This window comes from Pandoraea sp. PE-S2R-1 (assembly GCF_002179865.1).
In the GTDB taxonomy this organism is placed as follows: Bacteria; Pseudomonadota; Gammaproteobacteria; order Burkholderiales; family Burkholderiaceae; genus Pandoraea.
Window position 1 is genome coordinate 570,204 of sequence record NZ_NGUR01000010.1, and the last position, 19,222, is coordinate 589,425.

The 19,222-nt window shown below is 62.0% G+C and carries 14 protein-coding genes and 1 tRNA gene; 5 read left to right on the top strand and 10 right to left on the bottom strand.

What is annotated here, in order from left to right:
- Positions 1 to 15: 15 nt before the first annotated feature.
- From CDV44_RS13055 to fdnG, 9 genes are all read right to left on the bottom strand, one after another.
- Entirely contained in the window at positions 16 to 1,473 is a 1,458-nt protein-coding gene (locus CDV44_RS13055; RefSeq protein ID WP_212677110.1) for a DUF1254 domain-containing protein, read from the bottom strand.
- A 21-nt stretch (positions 1,474 to 1,494) separates the two neighbouring features.
- On the bottom strand, positions 1,495 to 2,994 hold the full coding sequence (locus tag CDV44_RS13060) for a DUF1254 domain-containing protein (protein WP_087688750.1): 1,500 nt from the start codon (positions 2,992 to 2,994) through the stop codon (positions 1,495 to 1,497).
- A gap of 507 nt (positions 2,995 to 3,501) precedes the next feature.
- Positions 3,502 to 3,597: transfer RNA gene (locus tag CDV44_RS28060), tRNA-Sec, on the bottom strand.
- A 92-nt stretch (positions 3,598 to 3,689) separates the two neighbouring features.
- The gene (gene selB, locus CDV44_RS13070; protein ID WP_087688399.1) at positions 3,690 to 5,600 is read right to left on the bottom strand and encodes a selenocysteine-specific translation elongation factor; all 1,911 of its coding nucleotides are present in this window, start codon (positions 5,598 to 5,600) and stop codon (positions 3,690 to 3,692) included.
- A complete protein-coding gene (gene selA, locus CDV44_RS13075) occupies positions 5,597 to 7,027 on the bottom strand; it encodes an L-seryl-tRNA(Sec) selenium transferase (protein ID WP_087688400.1) in 1,431 nt (476 codons plus the stop codon). The genes selB and selA overlap by 4 nt, the downstream gene beginning before the upstream one ends.
- Positions 7,028 to 7,031: 4 nt before the next feature.
- A complete protein-coding gene (fdhE, locus tag CDV44_RS13080) occupies positions 7,032 to 8,081 on the bottom strand; it encodes a formate dehydrogenase accessory protein FdhE (RefSeq protein WP_141118745.1) in 1,050 nt (349 codons plus the stop codon).
- 51 nt (positions 8,082 to 8,132) lie between these two features.
- The gene (locus CDV44_RS13085) at positions 8,133 to 8,837 is read right to left on the bottom strand and encodes a formate dehydrogenase subunit gamma (RefSeq protein WP_249277532.1); all 705 of its coding nucleotides are present in this window, start codon (positions 8,835 to 8,837) and stop codon (positions 8,133 to 8,135) included.
- Positions 8,838 to 8,839: 2 nt separating this feature from the next.
- Positions 8,840 to 9,793 carry a formate dehydrogenase subunit beta gene (fdxH, locus tag CDV44_RS13090; RefSeq protein ID WP_058379604.1) on the bottom strand — a complete coding sequence of 318 codons (954 nt, stop codon included), beginning with the start codon at positions 9,791 to 9,793 and terminating at the stop codon, positions 8,840 to 8,842.
- 9 nt (positions 9,794 to 9,802) lie between these two features.
- A complete protein-coding gene (gene fdnG, locus CDV44_RS13095) occupies positions 9,803 to 12,871 on the bottom strand; it encodes a formate dehydrogenase-N subunit alpha (protein WP_141118729.1) in 3,069 nt (1,022 codons plus the stop codon).
- 259 nt (positions 12,872 to 13,130) lie between these two features.
- On the opposite strand from fdnG, the gene CDV44_RS13105 reads away from it, so the two are divergent.
- From CDV44_RS13105 to CDV44_RS13120, 4 genes are read left to right on the top strand one after another with little or no spacing between them, the layout of a single operon-like run.
- The gene (locus CDV44_RS13105) at positions 13,131 to 13,754 is read left to right on the top strand and encodes a paraquat-inducible protein A (RefSeq protein ID WP_249277533.1); all 624 of its coding nucleotides are present in this window, start codon (positions 13,131 to 13,133) and stop codon (positions 13,752 to 13,754) included.
- Positions 13,751 to 14,395, top strand: coding sequence for a paraquat-inducible protein A (locus CDV44_RS13110; RefSeq protein ID WP_058379608.1), 645 nt, complete (start codon positions 13,751 to 13,753; stop codon positions 14,393 to 14,395). Before CDV44_RS13105 ends, CDV44_RS13110 begins: the two co-directional genes overlap by 4 nt.
- The gene (locus CDV44_RS13115) at positions 14,388 to 16,058 is read left to right on the top strand and encodes an intermembrane transport protein PqiB (RefSeq protein WP_087688403.1); all 1,671 of its coding nucleotides are present in this window, start codon (positions 14,388 to 14,390) and stop codon (positions 16,056 to 16,058) included. Before CDV44_RS13110 ends, CDV44_RS13115 begins: the two co-directional genes overlap by 8 nt.
- Before the next feature lie 35 nt (positions 16,059 to 16,093).
- Positions 16,094 to 16,738: a membrane integrity-associated transporter subunit PqiC gene (locus CDV44_RS13120; RefSeq protein WP_170935975.1), complete on the top strand. Its 645-nt coding sequence runs from the start codon at positions 16,094 to 16,096 to the stop codon at positions 16,736 to 16,738.
- Between the two features lie 84 nt (positions 16,739 to 16,822).
- Here the strand turns inward: CDV44_RS13120 and CDV44_RS13125 are convergent, their stop codons facing one another.
- Positions 16,823 to 17,767 carry a succinylglutamate desuccinylase/aspartoacylase family protein gene (locus tag CDV44_RS13125; RefSeq protein WP_087688405.1) on the bottom strand — a complete coding sequence of 315 codons (945 nt, stop codon included), beginning with the start codon at positions 17,765 to 17,767 and terminating at the stop codon, positions 16,823 to 16,825.
- 194 nt (positions 17,768 to 17,961) lie between these two features.
- Between CDV44_RS13125 and CDV44_RS13130 the strand changes: the two genes are divergently transcribed.
- A complete protein-coding gene (locus CDV44_RS13130; RefSeq protein ID WP_087688406.1) occupies positions 17,962 to 19,209 on the top strand; it encodes an ABC transporter substrate-binding protein in 1,248 nt (415 codons plus the stop codon).
- Positions 19,210 to 19,222: the final 13 nt, after the last annotated feature.

Consider the following 19,222-nt stretch of genomic DNA (forward strand, 5'->3'; position numbering starts at 1 on the left):
GTGAACATGCAGGAATCAATACCCTTCCGTGATGTCCTCCATCTTCCAGCGCTTGTCAAAATACGCCTCGGTTGGCCCATAAAGACGGAAATAGGCAAACCAATGCTTACCGGCCACGGTTTGCACCCAATTGCTTTCCTCGCCCGGCGGTGGGTTGGGGCCAAAGTACAGATCCACCGAGCCGTCGGCATTTTTCCGTAGATTCTCGCGGCTGGAGACATCCGATTTTTGCTTGGAATTCTCCACAAAGCGGCGCGTGTCAGTGTCGTAGACGGTCAGTGACCAGAACTGCTTCGCTGGCGGATTCGCGGCAACACGCAACTTGTAGTTCTTGCCGCCATCGAGCCAGGCATCGTTCTTGTCGGTGTACGCGCCCAGATAGGCTTGTCCCAGCCCTGGTGTAGAGGAGATCATGCCCTTGGTGTCTGTCACCGCCTCATAGAACCACGCCGTGCGCTCAAGCAACTGATCGTAGTTGGCCACGCGTTGCGACGGGTCCTTGATGAACAACGCATATTCCCAGCGCCGGTCCGGCCAATGGTTCACGTTCTCAAATCGCTTCGCGTAGGTATTCGTCTGCGCCAGAAGCTTGCCTGCCGTGGCGCCTTGCTCCAGCGCCTTGCGTTGACGCTCGTCGGGACTGAAAGGCTTGCCCTTCTCGATCCCGAGGTTTGCCAGCATCGCCATGTAAAAGCGATCGCGCTCGTTCACCGGCTCGCGCTGGATGATCTCGTGCAAGCGCTGCCAGTAGGCCATGCCATCTGGCTGGGTGCCCGACCAGTCGCGGCCGTCTGGCGAAACAAGACGCATATTGGGTGGGGACTGGCGATCACGGTACGAATACACTTTGATCTTGCTGACGATAGCTTTTGCTTTCGCCGGGTCGGGCTCGAGTACCCGGAAGCCAAGCAACACGTTGTTCGTCTGCGACTGTGCGACGTAATACCCTTTCGCGTCCGCAGGGGCTTTCACACCCGGTGGCAGGATCAGATACTTGCCGCCTCGGCCTTTATCTGGCCCGGTCTGTCCCATATCGATCATGGACCGTTGCCAGAAGTCACCTACCCCGCCGGCTGTCGGGCCGGCCGGCATATCGATGACCAATGGTCCGGATTTATCCAGCTCGGAAAATCCGAGAATGTACGGTGTTGTCGCATTGGCCGTGAGAATGCCCAGCTTGTCTTTCCACGTGGTGTAGACCACCAGGTCATTCGGTTTTGCACCGAGTTTTTCGTAGGACTCTTTCTGCCATTGGGCATAAGCCACAAGCGGCAGCGCCCAAAGGTAGGCTTGCGTCGCCTGTTGAAAATCCAGCTCTGCGAACAACCCCGGGACGGCGCTGCGCGCGGGCAGCGTTCCGTCCATCTGGACGTTGCCGAACGGTAGCGCCTCGGGTGCGCCATGCACTTGCGTGCCGACCACGCTAAAAGTGAATGCCGCAAGTACGGTCATTGATTTCGGTGCTTTGAACATGTACGCCCCAAAAATGAAGTGTCACTTGGTGGGTTGCAGATCACCCGGCTTCCAGGTCTTGTCAAAGAACGCCTGGGTCGGCCCGTACAAACGCAAGATTACGAAGTAGCCCTTTCCCGGCAGGGTCTTCAGCCAGTTCTTGCCGGTGCCCGGTGCACTCGGGCCGAAATAGATATCGGTGCTGCCGTCGGCGTTCTGTGCGGGCTTATCCATCGTGTTGATCGAGGGGAAGGCCTGACCGTTATCGACGCCCGATGCTGTGATCGAATCGTAGATCGTGACGGACCAGAACAACGCGGCCGGAACGTCCTTGGGCAGACTCAGCTTGTAAGCTTTGCCGCCGGACAGAAACGCACCCTTCGCATCGACAAAGGTCGCGGGATACTTGGCGCCGACGTTGACCATCTCAACAGCCATGCCAGGGCTGGTGGAGTAGGCATTGGTGAAGAAACCCGTGCGTGCATCGATGTAGTTGAATGTTGGTGCGGTAAACGTGGCGTTGCCCGGGAAAACGTTGAGCCAGCGGCGATCCGGATACCAGGTGCCGTTCTCCACGATCGCCTGCGGCTCGTAGGAGATGGCGTGCCCCATCTTGGCGGCAGTTTTGGCGGCTTTGTCCAACAGGCTGCGCGTATGGGCGTCCGGTTTGAAGGGTTTGCCCTTTTCAATGCCGATGGCGGCAAGCATGCCGCGCATTTCCATATCGGCCGGATCGGCGTATTCGTTCTCGAAGAACTGAGCGAGCAGGTCGAACGCGCTTCCGTCCGTGGGATACAACATGTTGACCGGCACGCCTGAAGCGTTCGGGAACTGCATTGGCTTCGCTTCGGCCTGTTTGCCCAGTGGATAAATGCGCGTTTGCTCCATCACCTTGACGGGCTCGTCGAGTTGGGACGGATCTTTGAAGAAACCGCGCCAGAAAACGAATACGCCATAAGTGCGCGACCGCAGCACGAAATATCCCTGTGGGATCTCGCCCTTGTAATCCGGCGGCAGCACCAGATATTTTCCACCTTGCCCCTTGTCAGGACCGGGCAGGCCGACGTCGCCGCACCAGACACGCCCGTCGATCGGTCCCTCAGAACAAATCGGGCGCTGAAAGAAGTCGTCCAGAATCCCTTGTAGGCCTTTGGGCACTTCGATGACCATCGGGCCGTCCGCCTTGAGGTCGAGATACCCCATCGCGTAAATAACGTCCGAGTTCGGTGTGGTTACCAGCGTTTTAGCATTCAGTCGGTCTTTCCAGATGGGCAACACGTTGTAGCCCTTGCCGAACGTCTTCTCCGAACCGCGCTGCATACCCAACATGTTGAGTGCCGGCAATGCCCAGATGTAGGCCTGCACGCCGCGCTGAAACGTGAGTTCATCCTTGAGTTGCGCGATCCCCTGCGCTGTCGGATACCCGCCATTGAATGGCAGATTGGCGAGTGCGTCGAAACGCGAATCCGGCGCGGCCGCAAAAGCGGGAGATGCGGCCACCACGGTCAACGCAGCAAACACGACAGTTGCCAGAAAACGCATGAGTACCCCCTTGAAGATACGGGGCGCCGCGCGCACCCGGTAGTATTCAAATCATTGAATTGCGCCCAGGTGCTACGCCTCCGAAGGAGGTGTGTTCAGAAAATCTCGCTTATATATTTTATAAAAACAGTAATTAAAATTATTTTTATAATTAAAATTACTCAACGAGAAAACATCAAAACACATTAAAACAATATGCCCGACCAAATAATTAATCAGATCGGGAAAATAATCAATGTTGACGGCTGCTCTAAGAGCGGCTTTTCCTCCATAACACCCAGTGAAAGCAAGCCACACAGATCAATTGCTAACACCAAATCACCAGCGCCTATCGCCCAGCCTGACGTCCCAGTGCATCGGGCACCGGCGCCATGCAGCCACCCCGCCGCCGGTGACGATGACGATAACGAAGGATTTCAGCTACGAGATTTGCGCGCGAAAGCGGGGACCGATAAGACTGACACGGCGGGCGATATCCGGCAGGCGCAGAAGCCGCTGAAAGTCTTATGGCGGAAAGCAGCAGGAGTCGAACCTACCTGGGAACGGCTGACGCCCCCAACCGGGTTTGAAGCCCGGCCGCATCACCGGATACGGATGCCTTCCTTCGTGTAACGAAATGATGGTCTGACGAAAACGTATCGATATCGCGTTGATCTCGATAAAAACGCCACGCGAAACCTCGCGTGGCGTTTTTGCTATGCCGTGCCCCAAACCACGCCGGGACGCCGCACATGCGTATCGCCAACGCGGCGAGTATAGCCCGCGCGGTCGAAGAATTCCAGAATCTGCACGGCCCGCTTGCGCCCTAAACCCGTCGCATCGCGGAACCCGCCGGCCTCTATCCGGCCATCGCCTTGCGCCACCAATTCGGCCAGCGCCTGCACGCAAGCATCGTCGTAGAACAAGTCTTTGACGATCTGATGCACCCGCCCCTGTCGCGCCAGTTTGCGCAGCACCACGCGCACCCGCTCTTCCGGCGCGCTCACGTCGCGCCCGAGATCGCGCACCCACGGCGGATCGAATCGGCCCTGCGCAATGCGCGGCAATAACGCCTCTGCCAACGCCGTCTCTTCCGCACTCATTTCCACACGGTGCGTCGGTAAATGCAGCCACGCGCCAGTACGTGTCAACGAACCGTCGGCCACCAGCGCCTGTACGATCGCGCGCCAACGCGTCGCTTCCAGCGCCGGCCACGTCATCCGTCCAAGACGCGCAGCATCAAGCCCCGGCTCATCGGCCAATCGCGCATGGTAGTCGCGCAGCACGTCGAGCACGCGCGTGCGCATCGCCTCCCACGGCTGCGGCGCAAATGCCAACGACTCGCCGTCTGCCGCTGCCAGTACCATGGCATCCGACGGCCATTGCCACGTCGCCGACGACAACCCTGTCAGCGCCGTCACCTGTGCACTCGTCAGCCCCTGCGGGGACTGCGCCAGCAGCCCAGAGAGACCGTCGCCATCCAACGATCGCGCCATGGCATCGAGCCACGCCAGCCGCGCCGCCGAACGCCGCTTTCGCTCCGGCCCCGCCGGATCGAGCACCCGACCGCCCCCGACGGTTGCCGTCGCCTGCGGATTGCGCACGATGAACCGGTCACCCGGCATGGTGCACACCGGTGTGTCGAATACCAGTTGCACACGCATCGTGCCGCCCGGCGCAAGCGTGTCGCCATCGAGCAGCACCGTACGTGCCTGCACGTGCGTCGTGCCCAGATGCACGTGCAGCGGAAACCATTGCGTCAGCGGTGCATTGCCGTCCAGCCAATGCAACTCGACGTCCACGTGCGTGGAAGGCGCCGAGAGTCCCGGCGCGACAATCCAGTCCCCTCTGTTGATCTGATCGCGTTCCACACCCGCCAGATTCAACGCGCAACGCTCCCCTGCCCGGCCAGCTTCGACGGCACGGTTCTGCGCATGAATGCTGCGCACACGCACCGGCAAGCCCTGCGGCATCACCGTCAACGTGTCGCCCACGCGCACCGTGCCGGCGAACGCGGTGCCGGTGACCACCGTGCCATGACCCGCCAGCGTGAATACCCGGTCGACGGCCAGACGGAACAGCGCATCGTCACGGCGCGCCGCATTGCCCGCCGCCTTCAATGCCTGCGCCGCATGCGTCAATTGATCGCGTAGCACCGCGACGCCCGCATCGCCCGGCGTGGTCGCCGACACCGGCACGATCTGCGCATCCGCCAGCGGCGTATTCGCGAGCCACTGCGTGATCTCGCGTTTGACCCTGCCCAATCGCGGAATATCGACCCGATCCGCCTTCGACAGCGCCACCACACCCTGACGTACGCCCAACATCGTGAGAATCGCCAGATGCTCGCGCGTCTGCGGCATGACGCCGTCGTCCGCCGCGATGACCAGCAACGCGAAGTCGATGCCGACTGCGCCCGCCGCCATCGTATGAATCAACTTCTCGTGACCCGGGACATCGATGAAGCCGAGCACTTCACCATCGGGCAACGGCGTATACGCATAGCCCAGTTCGATGGAAATGCCGCGCGCCTTTTCTTCTTTCAGACGATCGGTGTCAACGCCGGTCAGGGCGCGCACCAGACTCGTCTTGCCGTGGTCGATATGACCCGCCGTGCCGACGATCATGCGCGCAACTCCGCGAATTGCAGCGTCAGGCACGCCTCGTCGCTCGCCTCAAGGCAGCGAAGATCGAGCCACAACGTCTGGTCGGAAATACGTCCGATGACCGGATACGGCAGCCCGCGCAACGCCGCCTCAAGCTTGGCCAGCGCGCGTCCGCTGCCGCGCTTGCCCCCACCTGCGGGCGCAATCGCCAACCCATAGCTCGGCAGTTGTTCAACAGGCAACGCCCCGCTGCCGATCTGACTCACCATCGGTGCGGCGGCAACGGTATAGGCATCGCCCAGCGACTGCGCCAGCACCGGCGCAAGTCGCTCGGCCTGCGCGGCCATTTCGGCGCGCGTACGTGTGAGCAAACGCAGCGTCGTCAGGCGCTCGGGCAGATGTTCAGGATCACGATACAGACGCAGCACCGGCTCAAGCGCCGCCAGCGTGAGCTTGCCCACGCGCAACGCCCGCTTGAGCGGGTGCTTCTTGATTTTGGCGATGAGGTCCTTGCGGCCGACGATCATGCCCGCTTGCGGACCGCCAAGCAGCTTGTCGCCCGAGAACGTCACAAGATCGGCACCGGCGGCGATCGTCTCCTGCACGGTGGTTTCGTGCGGCAGGCCCCATCGCTCGAGCGGCGTGAGCGTGCCGCTGCCCAGATCCACCGCAACCGGAATGCCATGCGGTTTCGCAATGGCAGCGACTTCCGCCACGTCCACACTCTTGGTGAAACCCGTCACTTCGTAGTTGCTGCAATGCACCTTCATCAGCAGCGCCGTCTTCTCGCCGATGGCATTGCGATAATCTGCCGCGTGCGTGCGATTGGTCGTGCCGATTTCAACGAGCTTGGCGCCCGCGTGCGTCATGATGTCCGGAATGCGGAACGCGCCGCCAATCTCCACCAGCTCGCCGCGCGACACGACCACTTCGCGCCGCTTGGCCAACGTCGCCAACATCAGCAAGACCGCCGCCGCATTGTTGTTGACCACCGTGGCCGCTTCGCCGCCTGTGAGCTCGCAAAGCAGCGGCGAGATCAGATCGTCGCGATCGCCGCGGCCACCCGTTGCCAGATCGAACTCAAGATTGGCAGGCGACGTCAACGCCTGCATGACCGCATCGACCGCCGCTTCGGGCAGCAACGCGCGGCCAAGATTGGTGTGCAGCACCGTGCCCGTCAGGTTGAACACCGGACGCAACGTCGCACGATTGCGTGCGACCAACGTTCGCGTCACACGCGCGGCAAAGGCTTCGGGCGCCAACGCGTCGCGCGACAACGTCCCGGCAAGCGCTTCACCACGGCAAGCGTCCAGATCGGCACGCAGCGTCGCAGTGACCTGCGTGCGTCCGAAGTCGGCGAGCGCCGCCTGAAAATCGGGCATGCCCAACAACCGGTCGAGCGACGGCAACTCTGCCGCGCCTACCGGCGCAAGATCGTCCTCGGCCATGTCGTTACTCCTCGGCGTTTTGCCAGAGCAACGGATTGCCGTTGGCGCGTGCGTAGCCCGCTTCGCCCATCAACACGTCGAGCGCCAGGCTCGCCAGATCGTCGGCAACCGGTTCCACGAACGGGTCTTTGTCCTGATAGAAAATCTTGCGGTAGCTGTGACAGTCGTCGCACGACTCGGCACGGCTGGGCGACGACGCCACGCGCTTGGCGGCTTCGTCGAGTTTGGGCCTGCCGGATTCCGTCAACTCGGGGGTCCCGGCGGCGGCGTTGGCAGCCTGCGCCGGGTGGGCAGCCTGCGCGAAAAGATCAGCCTTGGCGCTCGCCTCGCCCTGCTTGTCGACCACGTGATACGCCACGTGCTCACTCGCTTCGCAATGCGTGCACTTCACGCGCACCATGTGCCATTCGGTCGAACACAGACCACACGCGAGGTAGCGATAGCCTTCATGAGCACCACCGATGCGCACCACGCTCGCCACCGGCAGCGTGCCGCACACGGGGCAGATGTTCGGCACGTCGAGCATCGGCACTTCACCGGCATCGAACGTGCTTGCCACACCTGTCCACAGCACTTGCAGTGCCGCCATCAGGAACGGTGCACTCGCGGCATCCACGCCCTTGCCATGCCCGGCGAGCAGCGACTGTGCGGCCGTGTCCAGCGTGGCGGCGTCAGCATTGCGAATGCGATCGAGCACGCCGCGCACCGCCGGCGGCAAGTCGGCCTGTGCCGCCACGGCATCGAGCAACGGGGTGAGCAACGGCTTCCAGCGGCCGACCTCATAGCCGCTATTGGCCGGCACGAGCGGCATGCAATGCTGCTGCGCCTGCGCAATCGATTCCGCAGACGGACGCTCCGCCACAAAGTTCTCGATCTCGCTGCGCTGCGCATCGACCAGTGCGGCCATTAGCCGCAGGTAGTCGCCCAGCGGATGCCCTTCGGCAAGCTGACGCAAACGTGCCGCACGTGCCGAAAAAATCTCGGCGCGTTGCGGCATGCGAAGACGGGGGATAGCGGTGCGATCGAGGGACTCGATCTGTCCGGGTTGAAGGATGCGTTGCAAGGTGGCTGGCCTCGTAGGAGCGTCCAGCCACCGGGGCCGGACTTACTTGTTGAGCTGCTTGTACCAGGCGCGATGGTGTTTCCACGCCCAGCCGCGAGTCACGGTGCCACGTGTCATGGCACCCACGGACCCTTTGATCCAGATCGCCGCGTAGATGTGCGTAATGATGCCGCAAATCAATACGAATGCACACACCGCGTGCACGTCGGAGGCGAGCCGAATCACCCAGATCGGGAAGTAGAACGCGAAGTACGCGCGCCAGATCACGATCCCCGATGCGAGCAGTCCGAGCATGCACAGCACCATCACGTAGAAGAGCAGCTTTTGCCCGGCGTTATAACGCCCGACTTCCGGCAGATTCTCCTCGCGATTGTTCAGCACATCGCCGATCTTCATCATCCACTCGCGGTCGCGCGACTCGAACTTGTTGTAGCGGGCAAGCCGCAGTGCGAGCCACACAAAACCGGCAAACATCACCAGTCCGACGAAGGGATGCAGAATCCGCGTCCACGGCCCGCCACCGAACAAATTGGTGAGCCAGAACATCGACGGATGGAACAGCGCCAGCCCGGACAGCGCGAGCAGGATGAACGTGCCCGCGACAATCCAGTGGTTGATGCGCTCCGCCGCGTTGTAACGCTGAATCAGATCGTCCTTCGGATGGTGCTGATGCCCCGTGTAGGACGGATATCCCTCATGGTCCGGCTGCCCCGGACGGACCTCACGTTCGCTAGGTTCTTGCGACATCGTCAGACCTCCTCGTGCGTGGCGACACCCTTCGGACCATTGCCGGGGTCATCGCCCTTGCGGGATGCATCGTACCGGCGGGCTTCCTCTTCATCCTCTTCGGTCGTCTCGTTCGGACCGGTCTTGATGTAGTGGAAGAAGCCGGCAATCGCGGTGAACGCCATTGCGGCCACGCCCAGCGGTTTCGCAATGCCCTTCCAGAACGTGACCATCGGGCTGATGCGCGGGTTATCCGGCAGGCCGTGGTACAGCGACGGCTTGTCGGCATGGTGCAGCACATACATCACGTGCGTGCCGCCCACCCCGGCCGGGTCGTACAACCCGGCATTGTCGAAGCCGCGTGACTTCAGGTCTTCGATGCGCTCTTCCGCCTGATCCTTCATGGCGTCTTTGGTGCCGAACATGATCGCGCCGGTCGGGCACGTCTTCACGCACGCCGGCTCAAGCCCCACGGACACACGGTCGGAACACAGCGTGCACTTGTACGCCTTGTGATCCTTCTGCGAGATGCGCGGAATATTGAACGGACACCCGGTGATGCAGTAGCCGCAGCCGATGCAGTTCTCTTCGTGAAAATCGACGATGCCGTTGGCGTACTGCACGATCGCCCCCGGCGACGGGCAGGCCTTCAGGCAGCCTGGGTCCTCGCAGTGCATGCAGCCGTCCTTGCGGATCAGCCACTCGAGGTCGCCCTTCGGGTTTTCGTACTCGGTGAAGCGCATGAGCGTCCACGAGTCCGCCGACAAGTCGCGCGGGTTGTCGTACACGCCCACGTTCTCGCCGACTTCGTCACGCAGATCGTTCCACTCCATGCATGCGGTCTGGCAAGCCTTGCAGCCGATGCACTTCGAGACGTCGATCAGTTTGGCGACGTCGCCCGTGTGCGATTCACGCACCGAGGGCGACGGCAGCGTGGTCGCCGAGCGCCGTTTGATATCAAGTGATTGCAATGCCATGGCGCCTCCCTATGCCTTCTCGACCTTCACCAGGAACGACTTCACTTCCGGTGTCTGCGAGTTACCGTCGCCGACGATCGGAGTGAGCGTGTTCGCAAGGAAGCCCGGTTTGGCGACCCCCTTGAAGCCCCAGTGAATCGGAATGCCCACGTGATGGACGGTCTTGCCGTCGATCTGGAGCGCCCGCAACCGCTTGGTCACTACCGCCTTGGCCTTGATAAAGCCTCGGTTCGATGACACCTTGACCGTGTCGCCCGCCACCACCCCGACCTCCTTGGCCAGCGCTTCGCCAATTTCGACGAATTGCTCGGGCTGGATGATCGAGTTGAGCAACGCGTGCTTGGTCCAGTAGTGGAAGTGCTCGGTCAGACGATACGTCGTCGCCACATACGGGAATTTATCCGCAGTCCCCATCGTCGCCAGATCGTCCGGGAACACGCGGGCGCCCGGATTGCTTGTGACCTTGGGGTTCTTCGGATGCAACGGGTTGTAACCCAGCGGCGTCTCGAACGGCTCGTAGTGCTCGGGGAACGGCCCTTCGGCCATGCCCGCCTTCGCGAAGAAGCGCGCCACGCCTTCGGGGTTCATGATGAACGGGCCCATACCGCCGGCCGGATCTTCATCCACCTTGAAGTCGGGCACGTCGGCGCCCACCCACGACTTGCCGTTCCACGAAATCAGCTTGTGCTTCGGGTTGAACGGTTTGCCGGCCACGTCGGCCGAGGCGCGGTTGTACAGAATGCGCCGGTTGGCCGGCCATGCCCACGCCCAGTTCAGCGTCTGGCCGATACCGGTCGGGTCGCTGTTGTCACGGCGTGCCATCTGGTTACCGGCCTGCGTCCACGAACCCGCGAAGATCCAGCAGCCCGATGACGTGCTGCCGTCGTCCTTCAACTCGGCAAAACCGGCCAATTGCTCACCGGCCTTGCGCGTAACCTTGGTCGGGTCCTTCGGATCGACCAGATCCTTGAGCGCTTTGCCGTTGTATTCCTTGGCGATTTCTTCCGGCGACGGGCTCTCTGCCTGTGCATATGGCCACGAGAGATTGACGATCGGGTCGGGGTACTTGCCGCCCTGCGTCTTGTACATCTCGCGCAGGCGCAGGAACAGGCCCGACATGATCTCGATGTCGCTACGTGCCTCACCCGGCGGCTCGGCGCCCTTCCAGTGCCACTGCAACCAGCGCCCGGAGTTGACGAGTGCACCGTCTTCTTCCGCGAAGCAGGTCGTCGGCAGACGGAACACCTCGGTCTGGATCTTGCTCGAATCGACGTTGTTGTGCTCGCCGAAATTCTTCCAGAACTCGGACGTCTCGGTCGCGAGCGGGTCCATGATGACCAGGAACTTGAGCTGGGCCAGTGCGGAATCCCACTTGACCTTCGCCGGGGCCGCCGCGATCGGGTTGAAGCCCTGTGCGATGTAGCCGGTGATCTTGCCCTTGTTCATCAACTCCAGCACTTGCAACAGATCGTAGGGCTTGTCGAGCTTGGGCAGATAGTCGTACGCCCAGTTGTTCTCGGCCGTGGCCGCGTCGCCCCACCACGCCTTCATCAGGCTGACGTGGAACTTCGGGTAGTTCTGCCAGTAGCTGAGCTGGTTCGGACGCAGCGGCTTTTGCGTGCGGGCCGTCAGGTACTGATCGATAGACTGCTCGGCCTGCTTGGGCAACGACATGTAGCCCGGCAGCAAGTCGGTCATCAGCCCCAGATCGGTCAGCCCCTGAATGTTGGAGTGACCGCGCAGCGCGTTCATGCCGCCGCCCACCGCACCGATATTGCCCAGCAGCAACTGCACCATGGCACCGGTACGAATGATCTGCGAGCCGATCGAGTGCTGCGTCCATCCCAGTGCATACAGGATGGTCATCGTGCGCGTAGGCGTCGAGCACTCGGCAATCTGCTTGAAGATGTACTCGACCTTGTCGGCCGGCGTGCCGCACACCCGCTCGACCATATCGATCGTATAGCGCGAGTAGTGCTGCTTCATCAGTTGGAAGACCGTGCGCGGGTGTTGCAGCGTGGGGTCGGTGAGCACGAAGCCGTCCGCGCCCTTCTGGTAATCCCAGGAGCTGCGGTCGTAGGTGCGCTTCTCGGCGTTGTAGCCGGAGAACAGCCCGTCTTCGAACTGGAACTCGTCTTTCACCAGGAAGGTGAAGTCGGTGTAGTTCTTGACGTATTCGTGTTGAATCTTGTCGTTCGTGAGCAGGTAGTTGATCAACCCGCCGAGGAAGACGATGTCCGTGCCGGTACGAATCGGGGCGTAATAATCCGCGACCGATGCCGAACGGTTGAAGCGCGGGTCAACGACGATCAGACGCGCCTTGTTATGCGCCTTCGCCTCGGTCACCCATTTGAAACCGCACGGGTGTGCCTCGGCTGCGTTGCCGCCCATGATGAGCACCAGATCCGCGTTCTTGATGTCGACCCAATGGTTCGTCATCGCTCCACGGCCAAACGTCGGGGCAAGACCTGCCACCGTCGGGCCATGTCAGACACGTGCCTGATTATCGAATCCCAGCATCCCGGTACTGCGGATGACTTTGTGAGTGAGATAACCGACTTCGTTGCTCGACGCCGACGCGGCCAGCATGCCGGTCGTGGTCCAGCGGTTGACCGTCATGCCGTCGTCGGTTTTCTCGACGAAATTGGCATCGCGGTCGGCCTTCATCAGCTTGGCGATGCGATCGAGCGCGTCGTCCCAGGAGATGCGTTCCCACTTGTCGGAACCGGGCTTGCGGTACTCGGGGTACTTGAGGCGGCTCGGACTATGGATGAAGTCGATCAGGCTGGCACCCTTCGGGCACAGTGTGCCGCGATTGACCGGGTGATCGGGATCGCCTTCGATGTGGAAAACGCTCTTCTTCGCGTTCTTGGCACCGTCGCCGTAGCTGTACATGAGAATGCCGCAAGCGACAGAACAGTACGGACAGGTGTTGCGGGTCTCGGTCGCACGCGCGAGCTTGAACTGGCGAACTTCGGCCAGCGCAGCGTCGGGTGCGAACCCGAGCATTGCCAGGCTGGACCCTGCCAGCGTTGCGCCACTCACTTTGAGGAACTGGCGCCTGGACATATTAAGCATGGGGGAATTCTCCTCAAATCTTTGGAAACTTTGCGGGAGTCTGTTGAGTATAGAGCAAAGTGTTCTGCGTTTTCCGTGACTTAGCACAAACCATGCCGAAAATGTCGTTGCAGTGCACAACGTGGGAACTTCCCCAACAATTTGGTATTCTGAGCGTCACTTTGGTCACCGTCCCCCGAAGGTAATGGATACATTGCCCCCTGTAGATGATGTGACGGACCTGATCGCGTGTCCCAATTGCGACACTCTGCACCGTCGCATGGATCTCCCGCCGCACGAGACTGCCCGCTGCGTACGCTGTCACTCGGTGCTCTATCGCTCTCCCGACCTTCGCCTGTCGCGCGTGCTCGCGCTCACGGTGACGTGTCTGATCGTCTTCGCCATTGCCAATGCGTTCCCGATCGTCGAGATCGAGGTGCAAGGCATCTATACCGAAACCACACTCATCGGCGCCGCCTGGGCGCTCTACCGCGAGGGCATGTGGCTGGTGGCCCTGCTCGTGTTCGCGACGACGGTGCTGTTTCCCCTGTCGCAACTGCTCGCGCTCGTGCACCTGATCGCACCGCTCTCGGTCGGCCGCCGGCCGCGCGCCGTGTTTGCCGTGATGCGCGCCATCGAGTTCTGCCGTCCGTGGGGCATGATCGAAGTCTTCATGCTCGGCGTGCTGGTATCGCTGGTGAAGCTCTCGGCCATGGCCAGCGTGTTGCCGGGCATTGCGCTCTGGGCCTTTTGTGCGCTCACCGTATTTCTCGCGATGGTGCTCTCGTATGACCTGCGCAATCTATGGCAGTTGATCGACCGCACGCCGGACCCGGCCGCCCAAGACGCCCGCGCCAAGGCCATTGACCGTGCCCGCAACGATCGCGGGACGGTGCCCCGATGAAGTACCTCACGGCGAAAGCGGCCGGGTTGGTGGCCTGCCACGTCTGCGGCCGGCTCGCACGCGAAGTCAAAACGGTGGAAAAGGAGCGCTGCCCACGCTGCGGCGCAGTGCTGCACCAGCGCAAGGTCGACAGTCTGGCGCGCACCTGGGCCTTGCTGATCGCGGCAGCCATCCTGTACATTCCCGCCAACCTCCTGCCCATGATGCAGACGCGCTCGCTGCTGGGTAACTCCAGCGACACCATCATGAGCGGCGTGATCTATTTCTGGACCAGCGGCGAATACGATCTGGCCATCGTGGTCTTCACGGCCAGTATTCTGGTGCCCATGCTCAAGCTCATTGCGCTGTCGCTGCTGTGCTTCACCGCCCAGCGCGGTGCCCGCTGGAAACCGCATCAACGCACGAAGCTCTATCACATGGTCGAATTCATCGGCCGCTGGTCGATGCTCGATGTTTTCGTCGTGGCACTGATGGTCGCGCTCGTGAATATCCAGTCACTGGCCGTGATTCAAGCCGGCCCCGGCATCGTGGCCTTCGGCTCGGTGGTGGTGCTGACCATGCTGGCCTCCATGCAGTTCGACCCGCGCCTGATCTGGGACCAGATCCGCGACGACGACACCGAACAGGACGACCATGACTGACCCGAAAGACGAGAAAAACAACAGCGACGCGAAGCAACCGCCGGCCGGTGCCGACGATTTGCCCACGCCCGCCATCGAGCGGCGCAAGCGCTGGGCCCCGTCGCTCGTCTGGCTGATTCCGCTCGTCGCTGCCGTAATCGGGCTCTCGCTGGTGGCCAAAGTCATCGTCGAGCGCGGCCCGACGGTCACCATCGACTTCAAGACGGCCGAAGGCCTCGAAGCCGGCAAGACCAAGGTCAAGTTCAAGGAAGTCGACATCGGCACGGTGAAGAACATCGAGCTCTCCGATGACCTCTCGTATGTGCGCGTGACGGTCGATCTCACGAAGAACGCCAAGCGCTTCGCCGTCAAGGATTCGCGCTGGTGGGTGGTGCGTCCGCGCGTGGCCGGTGGCAGCGTCTCGGGCCTTTCCACGCTGCTCTCGGGCGCTTACATCGGTGCCGATGCCGGCAAAACGAAAGACACGGCGGATCACTTCGTCGGTCTCGAAGTGCCGCCGGTCGTGTCGAGCGGTCAGCCCGGCAAGCCGTTCATTCTGCACGCGGCCGATATCGGCTCGCTCGACATCGGCTCACCGATTTACTATCGCCGCATTCAGGTCGGGCAGGTCGAAGCCTATTCGCTCGATGCCGATGGCAAGGGCGTCACGCTGCGCGTCTTCGTGCAGGCCCCGTACGATCAATATGTGGGCACCAACACGCGCTTCTGGCATGCCAGCGGCATCGATCTGCGACTCGATTCGAGCGGTTTCCAAGTGAACACGCAGTCGCTCGCGTCGGTCGTCATCGGCGGCATCGCCTTCCAGGCACCGTCGGACGCCGGGGCAGGCGTCATGGCCAAGCCGGGGCAGGAATTCCGCCTCGCGCCGGACGAATCGACCGCCATGAAGGCACCCGATACGCATCCGGTGCGCGTGGTGTTCCGCTTCCAGCAATCGCTGCGTGGTCTGGCGGTGGGCGCGCCGATCGATTTCCGGGGCATCACGCTCGGCGAAGTCACTTCCATCGGCGTGGAATTCGATCAGGCCACCAAGCGCATCGCCATGCCGGTGACGGTCGAGCTGTATCCGGATCGCTTGCGCCGTCGCGACGCGAAGAACAACCTGCCGCAGAACGAGCTGGCGAGCCATCAGATTCTCAACGCGCTGGTGGCGCGCGGTCTGCGCGGTCAGTTGCGCACGGGCAACCTGCTCACCGGCCAGTTGTACGTGGCGCTCGACTTCTTCCCGAATGTCGCGCCAGCCAAGGCCGAGGATGTCGACGGCATACTCGTGCTGCCGACCGTGCCCAACACGCTCGACCAGTTGCAGCTTCAGATTGCCGACATCGCCGGCAAGCTCGACAAGATTCCGTTCGATACCATCGGACAGAATCTCAACTCGTCGCTGGCCAAGCTCGACAAGACGCTCGACAGCGTGCAGGGGCTGTTCAAGCAACTCGATACCGAGATCGCGCCGGAAGCCAAGGCAACGCTGGGCGAAGCGAAGAAGAGTTTCGGTGCCGCCGAGCGCACGCTGTCCGAAGACGCCCCGGTGCAGCAGGATGTGCGTCAGGCCATGCAGGAACTGACCAAGACGCTGCGCTCGCTCAACACGCTCGCCGACTATCTGCAACAGCACCCAGAAGCGCTGCTGCGCGGCAAACCGAAGGATCCGCAACCATGATGAGGCCGACCGATATGTTCCGTAGCTCCCGAAGCATGTTGGGTCGCCGCGCCGTTGCGTCGGCTGCCACCGCAACGATGGCTGGGCTGGTGCTGGCGATGGCGGGTTGTGCGTCGCCAACGCCGAGTTTCTACACGCTCGCGGGCGCAGGTGGCGCTTCAAATACGGCCAGTACGGTCAATGTAGGGACCAACGCGCCCGCGACGCCGTATGCCATCGAAGTGTCGCCGGTGGCCGTACCCGAGCAGGTCGACCGCCCGCAGATCGTGGTGACCAAGGGCGGCGGACAAGTCGATATTCTGGAAGCTTCGCGCTGGGCGGCACCGCTCAAGAACGAGCTGACGTCGACGATCTCGCGCGGCTTGACGCAACGTCTCGGTGCGATGGATGTGTATGGGCTGCCACGCGCTGACGGCGTGACGGTTTATCGCCTGTCTACGTCGGTGCAACGCTTCGAGTCGGCACCCGGCGAACAGGCTGCGCTCACCGCCGTCTGGACGGTGCGCCGTGTGCCGGGCGACGTGGTGCTGACGTGCCGTTTCAACGGCACGGAGCCCGCATCGGGCGGCATTCCTGAAGTGGTCGCCGCGCAGCGCAAGCTGGTCGGCCAACTGACGGACAGCATCGGCCGCGCCATCGCGACCAGTGCGCAAGGAACGACGCCTCGCTGCGACGGGTAACACCGCCGAAGCACGTTCGAACTGAATTGCCGGGCATCGGCAACATCCGCTGCCCGGCAACAGCATCAACGCTTCACGCGTCGCTCAGACGCGCTCGCGCGCCAGATACATCGCTTCACGGCCCACGATGGGCTCACGCGTCGGCATGATGACCGTGCAGCCATCGAAGGGCGCGACAATCTGCTTGTCGCCGTCCGTCGCCACCAGTTCATCTTTGCCGAACACTTCGAACCCGATGACCGGGCGCGCGAAGCGAAACTCCGGCGTCTGCACCACGTGCGTCTCCACCAGTTCGAAACGGCGTCGCGCACTCGGCTGCGGCTCAGCGTCGCCTGCCTCACTCGCTTCAATGAGCCCGAAGTGCGTGAGGAATTTGGTCGCGGCGGCAATAGCCACTGCGGCACTGGAAGGCTTGAAGTGTTGCCCGCACTCGATCACGACGGCAGCGCCCGCCGTTGAGGCAGCTTCGCCAAATCGCCCGAACTGGATCAACGGCGTGCCCGACCCAAGCCCCTTCGGCATGATCAGATGCAAGCCGCACACGTCGATGGCTTCGGCCAGCGTGCTGTTGCGTTGCGCATCCGGGTACACCCAGAACGGCGGGACATCGAGCGACGTCGAGTGAATATCCAGCACGTGATCTGCCGCGTCCACGAACGGGGCCAGTTCTCGCATGCGCCGGATTTCCGGACTATCCGATTCCCCCTGCAAATACTCGTCGGACCAGATCCGGTTCAGGTTGTGCACCAGTTGACGGCTCGCGAAGGGTTTCGATTCGTCAAAGCTTTCGTAGGCTTCGACGTTGGCGAAAAGCAACGTCAGCTTGCCTCGCGCCGGGCGCACGCCCCGGTCCAGCAAATGCGTGACGGCATGCATGCCGCAAAACTCGTTGCCATGCACGAGCGAACTGATCAGCAAATGCGGCCCGGGCAGCCCCGAATCGAAATGATGAACGTAGTCGGTGCCCGTGTTCCCCGCCTTGTAGGCGGAGATGTCTCGATACATTGCCTTGCTGTTTTGTGTGTCCATGGTGACCAGAGTGCCCGACGAATCGACGGCATTATAGGGCGCAATAGGGCTCGGCCGGGCACCGCACCCGCCTTGCAACGCCTAGAAAATTTACGGATTGCGCAATCGATTACGAGATGTTTAAGATATTCCAGACCTTGCCGGCATCACGACGGTGCAGCGGGTCGACATAACTCGAATATCGGAGACAAGCCATGCCCACCCTTATCCGGCGCGCGATTGCGTGTGCCGCCTCTGCGCTCGCCCTCGGCGCATTCACCGCCAGCTTCGCCCCGGCCGCTCACGCAGCAGCCATTTCCGACGGCGTCGTCAAGATCGGCGTGCTCACCGACCTGTCGGGCGTGTCGAGCGACAACGCAGGCAAAGGCAGCGTGCTCGCCGCCACCATGGCTATCGACGACTTTGCCAAGGACCACAAGGTACTCGGCGCGCCCATCGAACTCGTCTCGGCCGACTCGCAAGGCAAGACCGACACGGGCGCGACCATCGCGCGCGAGTGGTACGACCGCGACAAGGTCGACATGATCACCGACCTCACCTTCTCGAACGTCGCCCTCGCCGTCGACCGCATCGCCGACGAAAAGAAAAAGATCGCCCTGGTTACCGGTGCCGGCTCGTCGGCCATCAGCAACGAGCAGTGCACGGCGCATAGCGTGCAATGGATGTACGACACCTACGCGCTGGCCAACTCCACATCGCAGGCACTGCTGCGCCGCGGCCTGAAGTCGTGGTACTTCATCACCGCCGACTACGCGTTCGGTCAGGCACTGGAAAAAGACGCCAGCGAAATCCTCACGCGTCAGGGCGGCAAGGTCGTCGGCTCGGTCAAGCACCCGGTCAACTCGCCCGATATGTCGTCGTACCTGCTGCGCGCACAAACCTCGGGCGCTCAGGTCATTGCACTGGCCAACTCGGGCACCGACACGCTCAACACGGTCAAGCAGGCGTCGCAGTTCAACATGATTCAGGGCAGCAAACAGGTCTTCACGCCACTGCTCTCGCTCATTACCGAAGTGCACGGCATGGGCCTGAAGAACGCCCAAGGCATGATTCTGACCAACGGCTATTACTGGGATCAGGACGACCGTTCGCGCGGCTTCGCGCAGCGCTTCTACGCGCAGCACAAGAAGATGCCGACGATGATGCAGGCAGCCGTCTACTCGGCGGTGCTCAACTATCTGAAGGCGGTTCAGGCGGCCGGCACCGACGAAGCAGACGCCGTGATGGCCAAGCTCAAGACGATGAAGATCGACGATCCGGTGATTCGCAACGGGCATATCCGTGCAGACGGCAAGCTCGTGCACGACATGCTGCTCGTGCAGGTCAAGACGCCCGCAGAGTCGAAGGGGGACTGGGATCTTTACAAGATTCTCGAAACGATTCCGGCCGACAAGGCATTCGCGCCACTGGCCGAATCGAAGTGCTCGCTGGCGAAGAAGTAAGCCCGGCGTGACG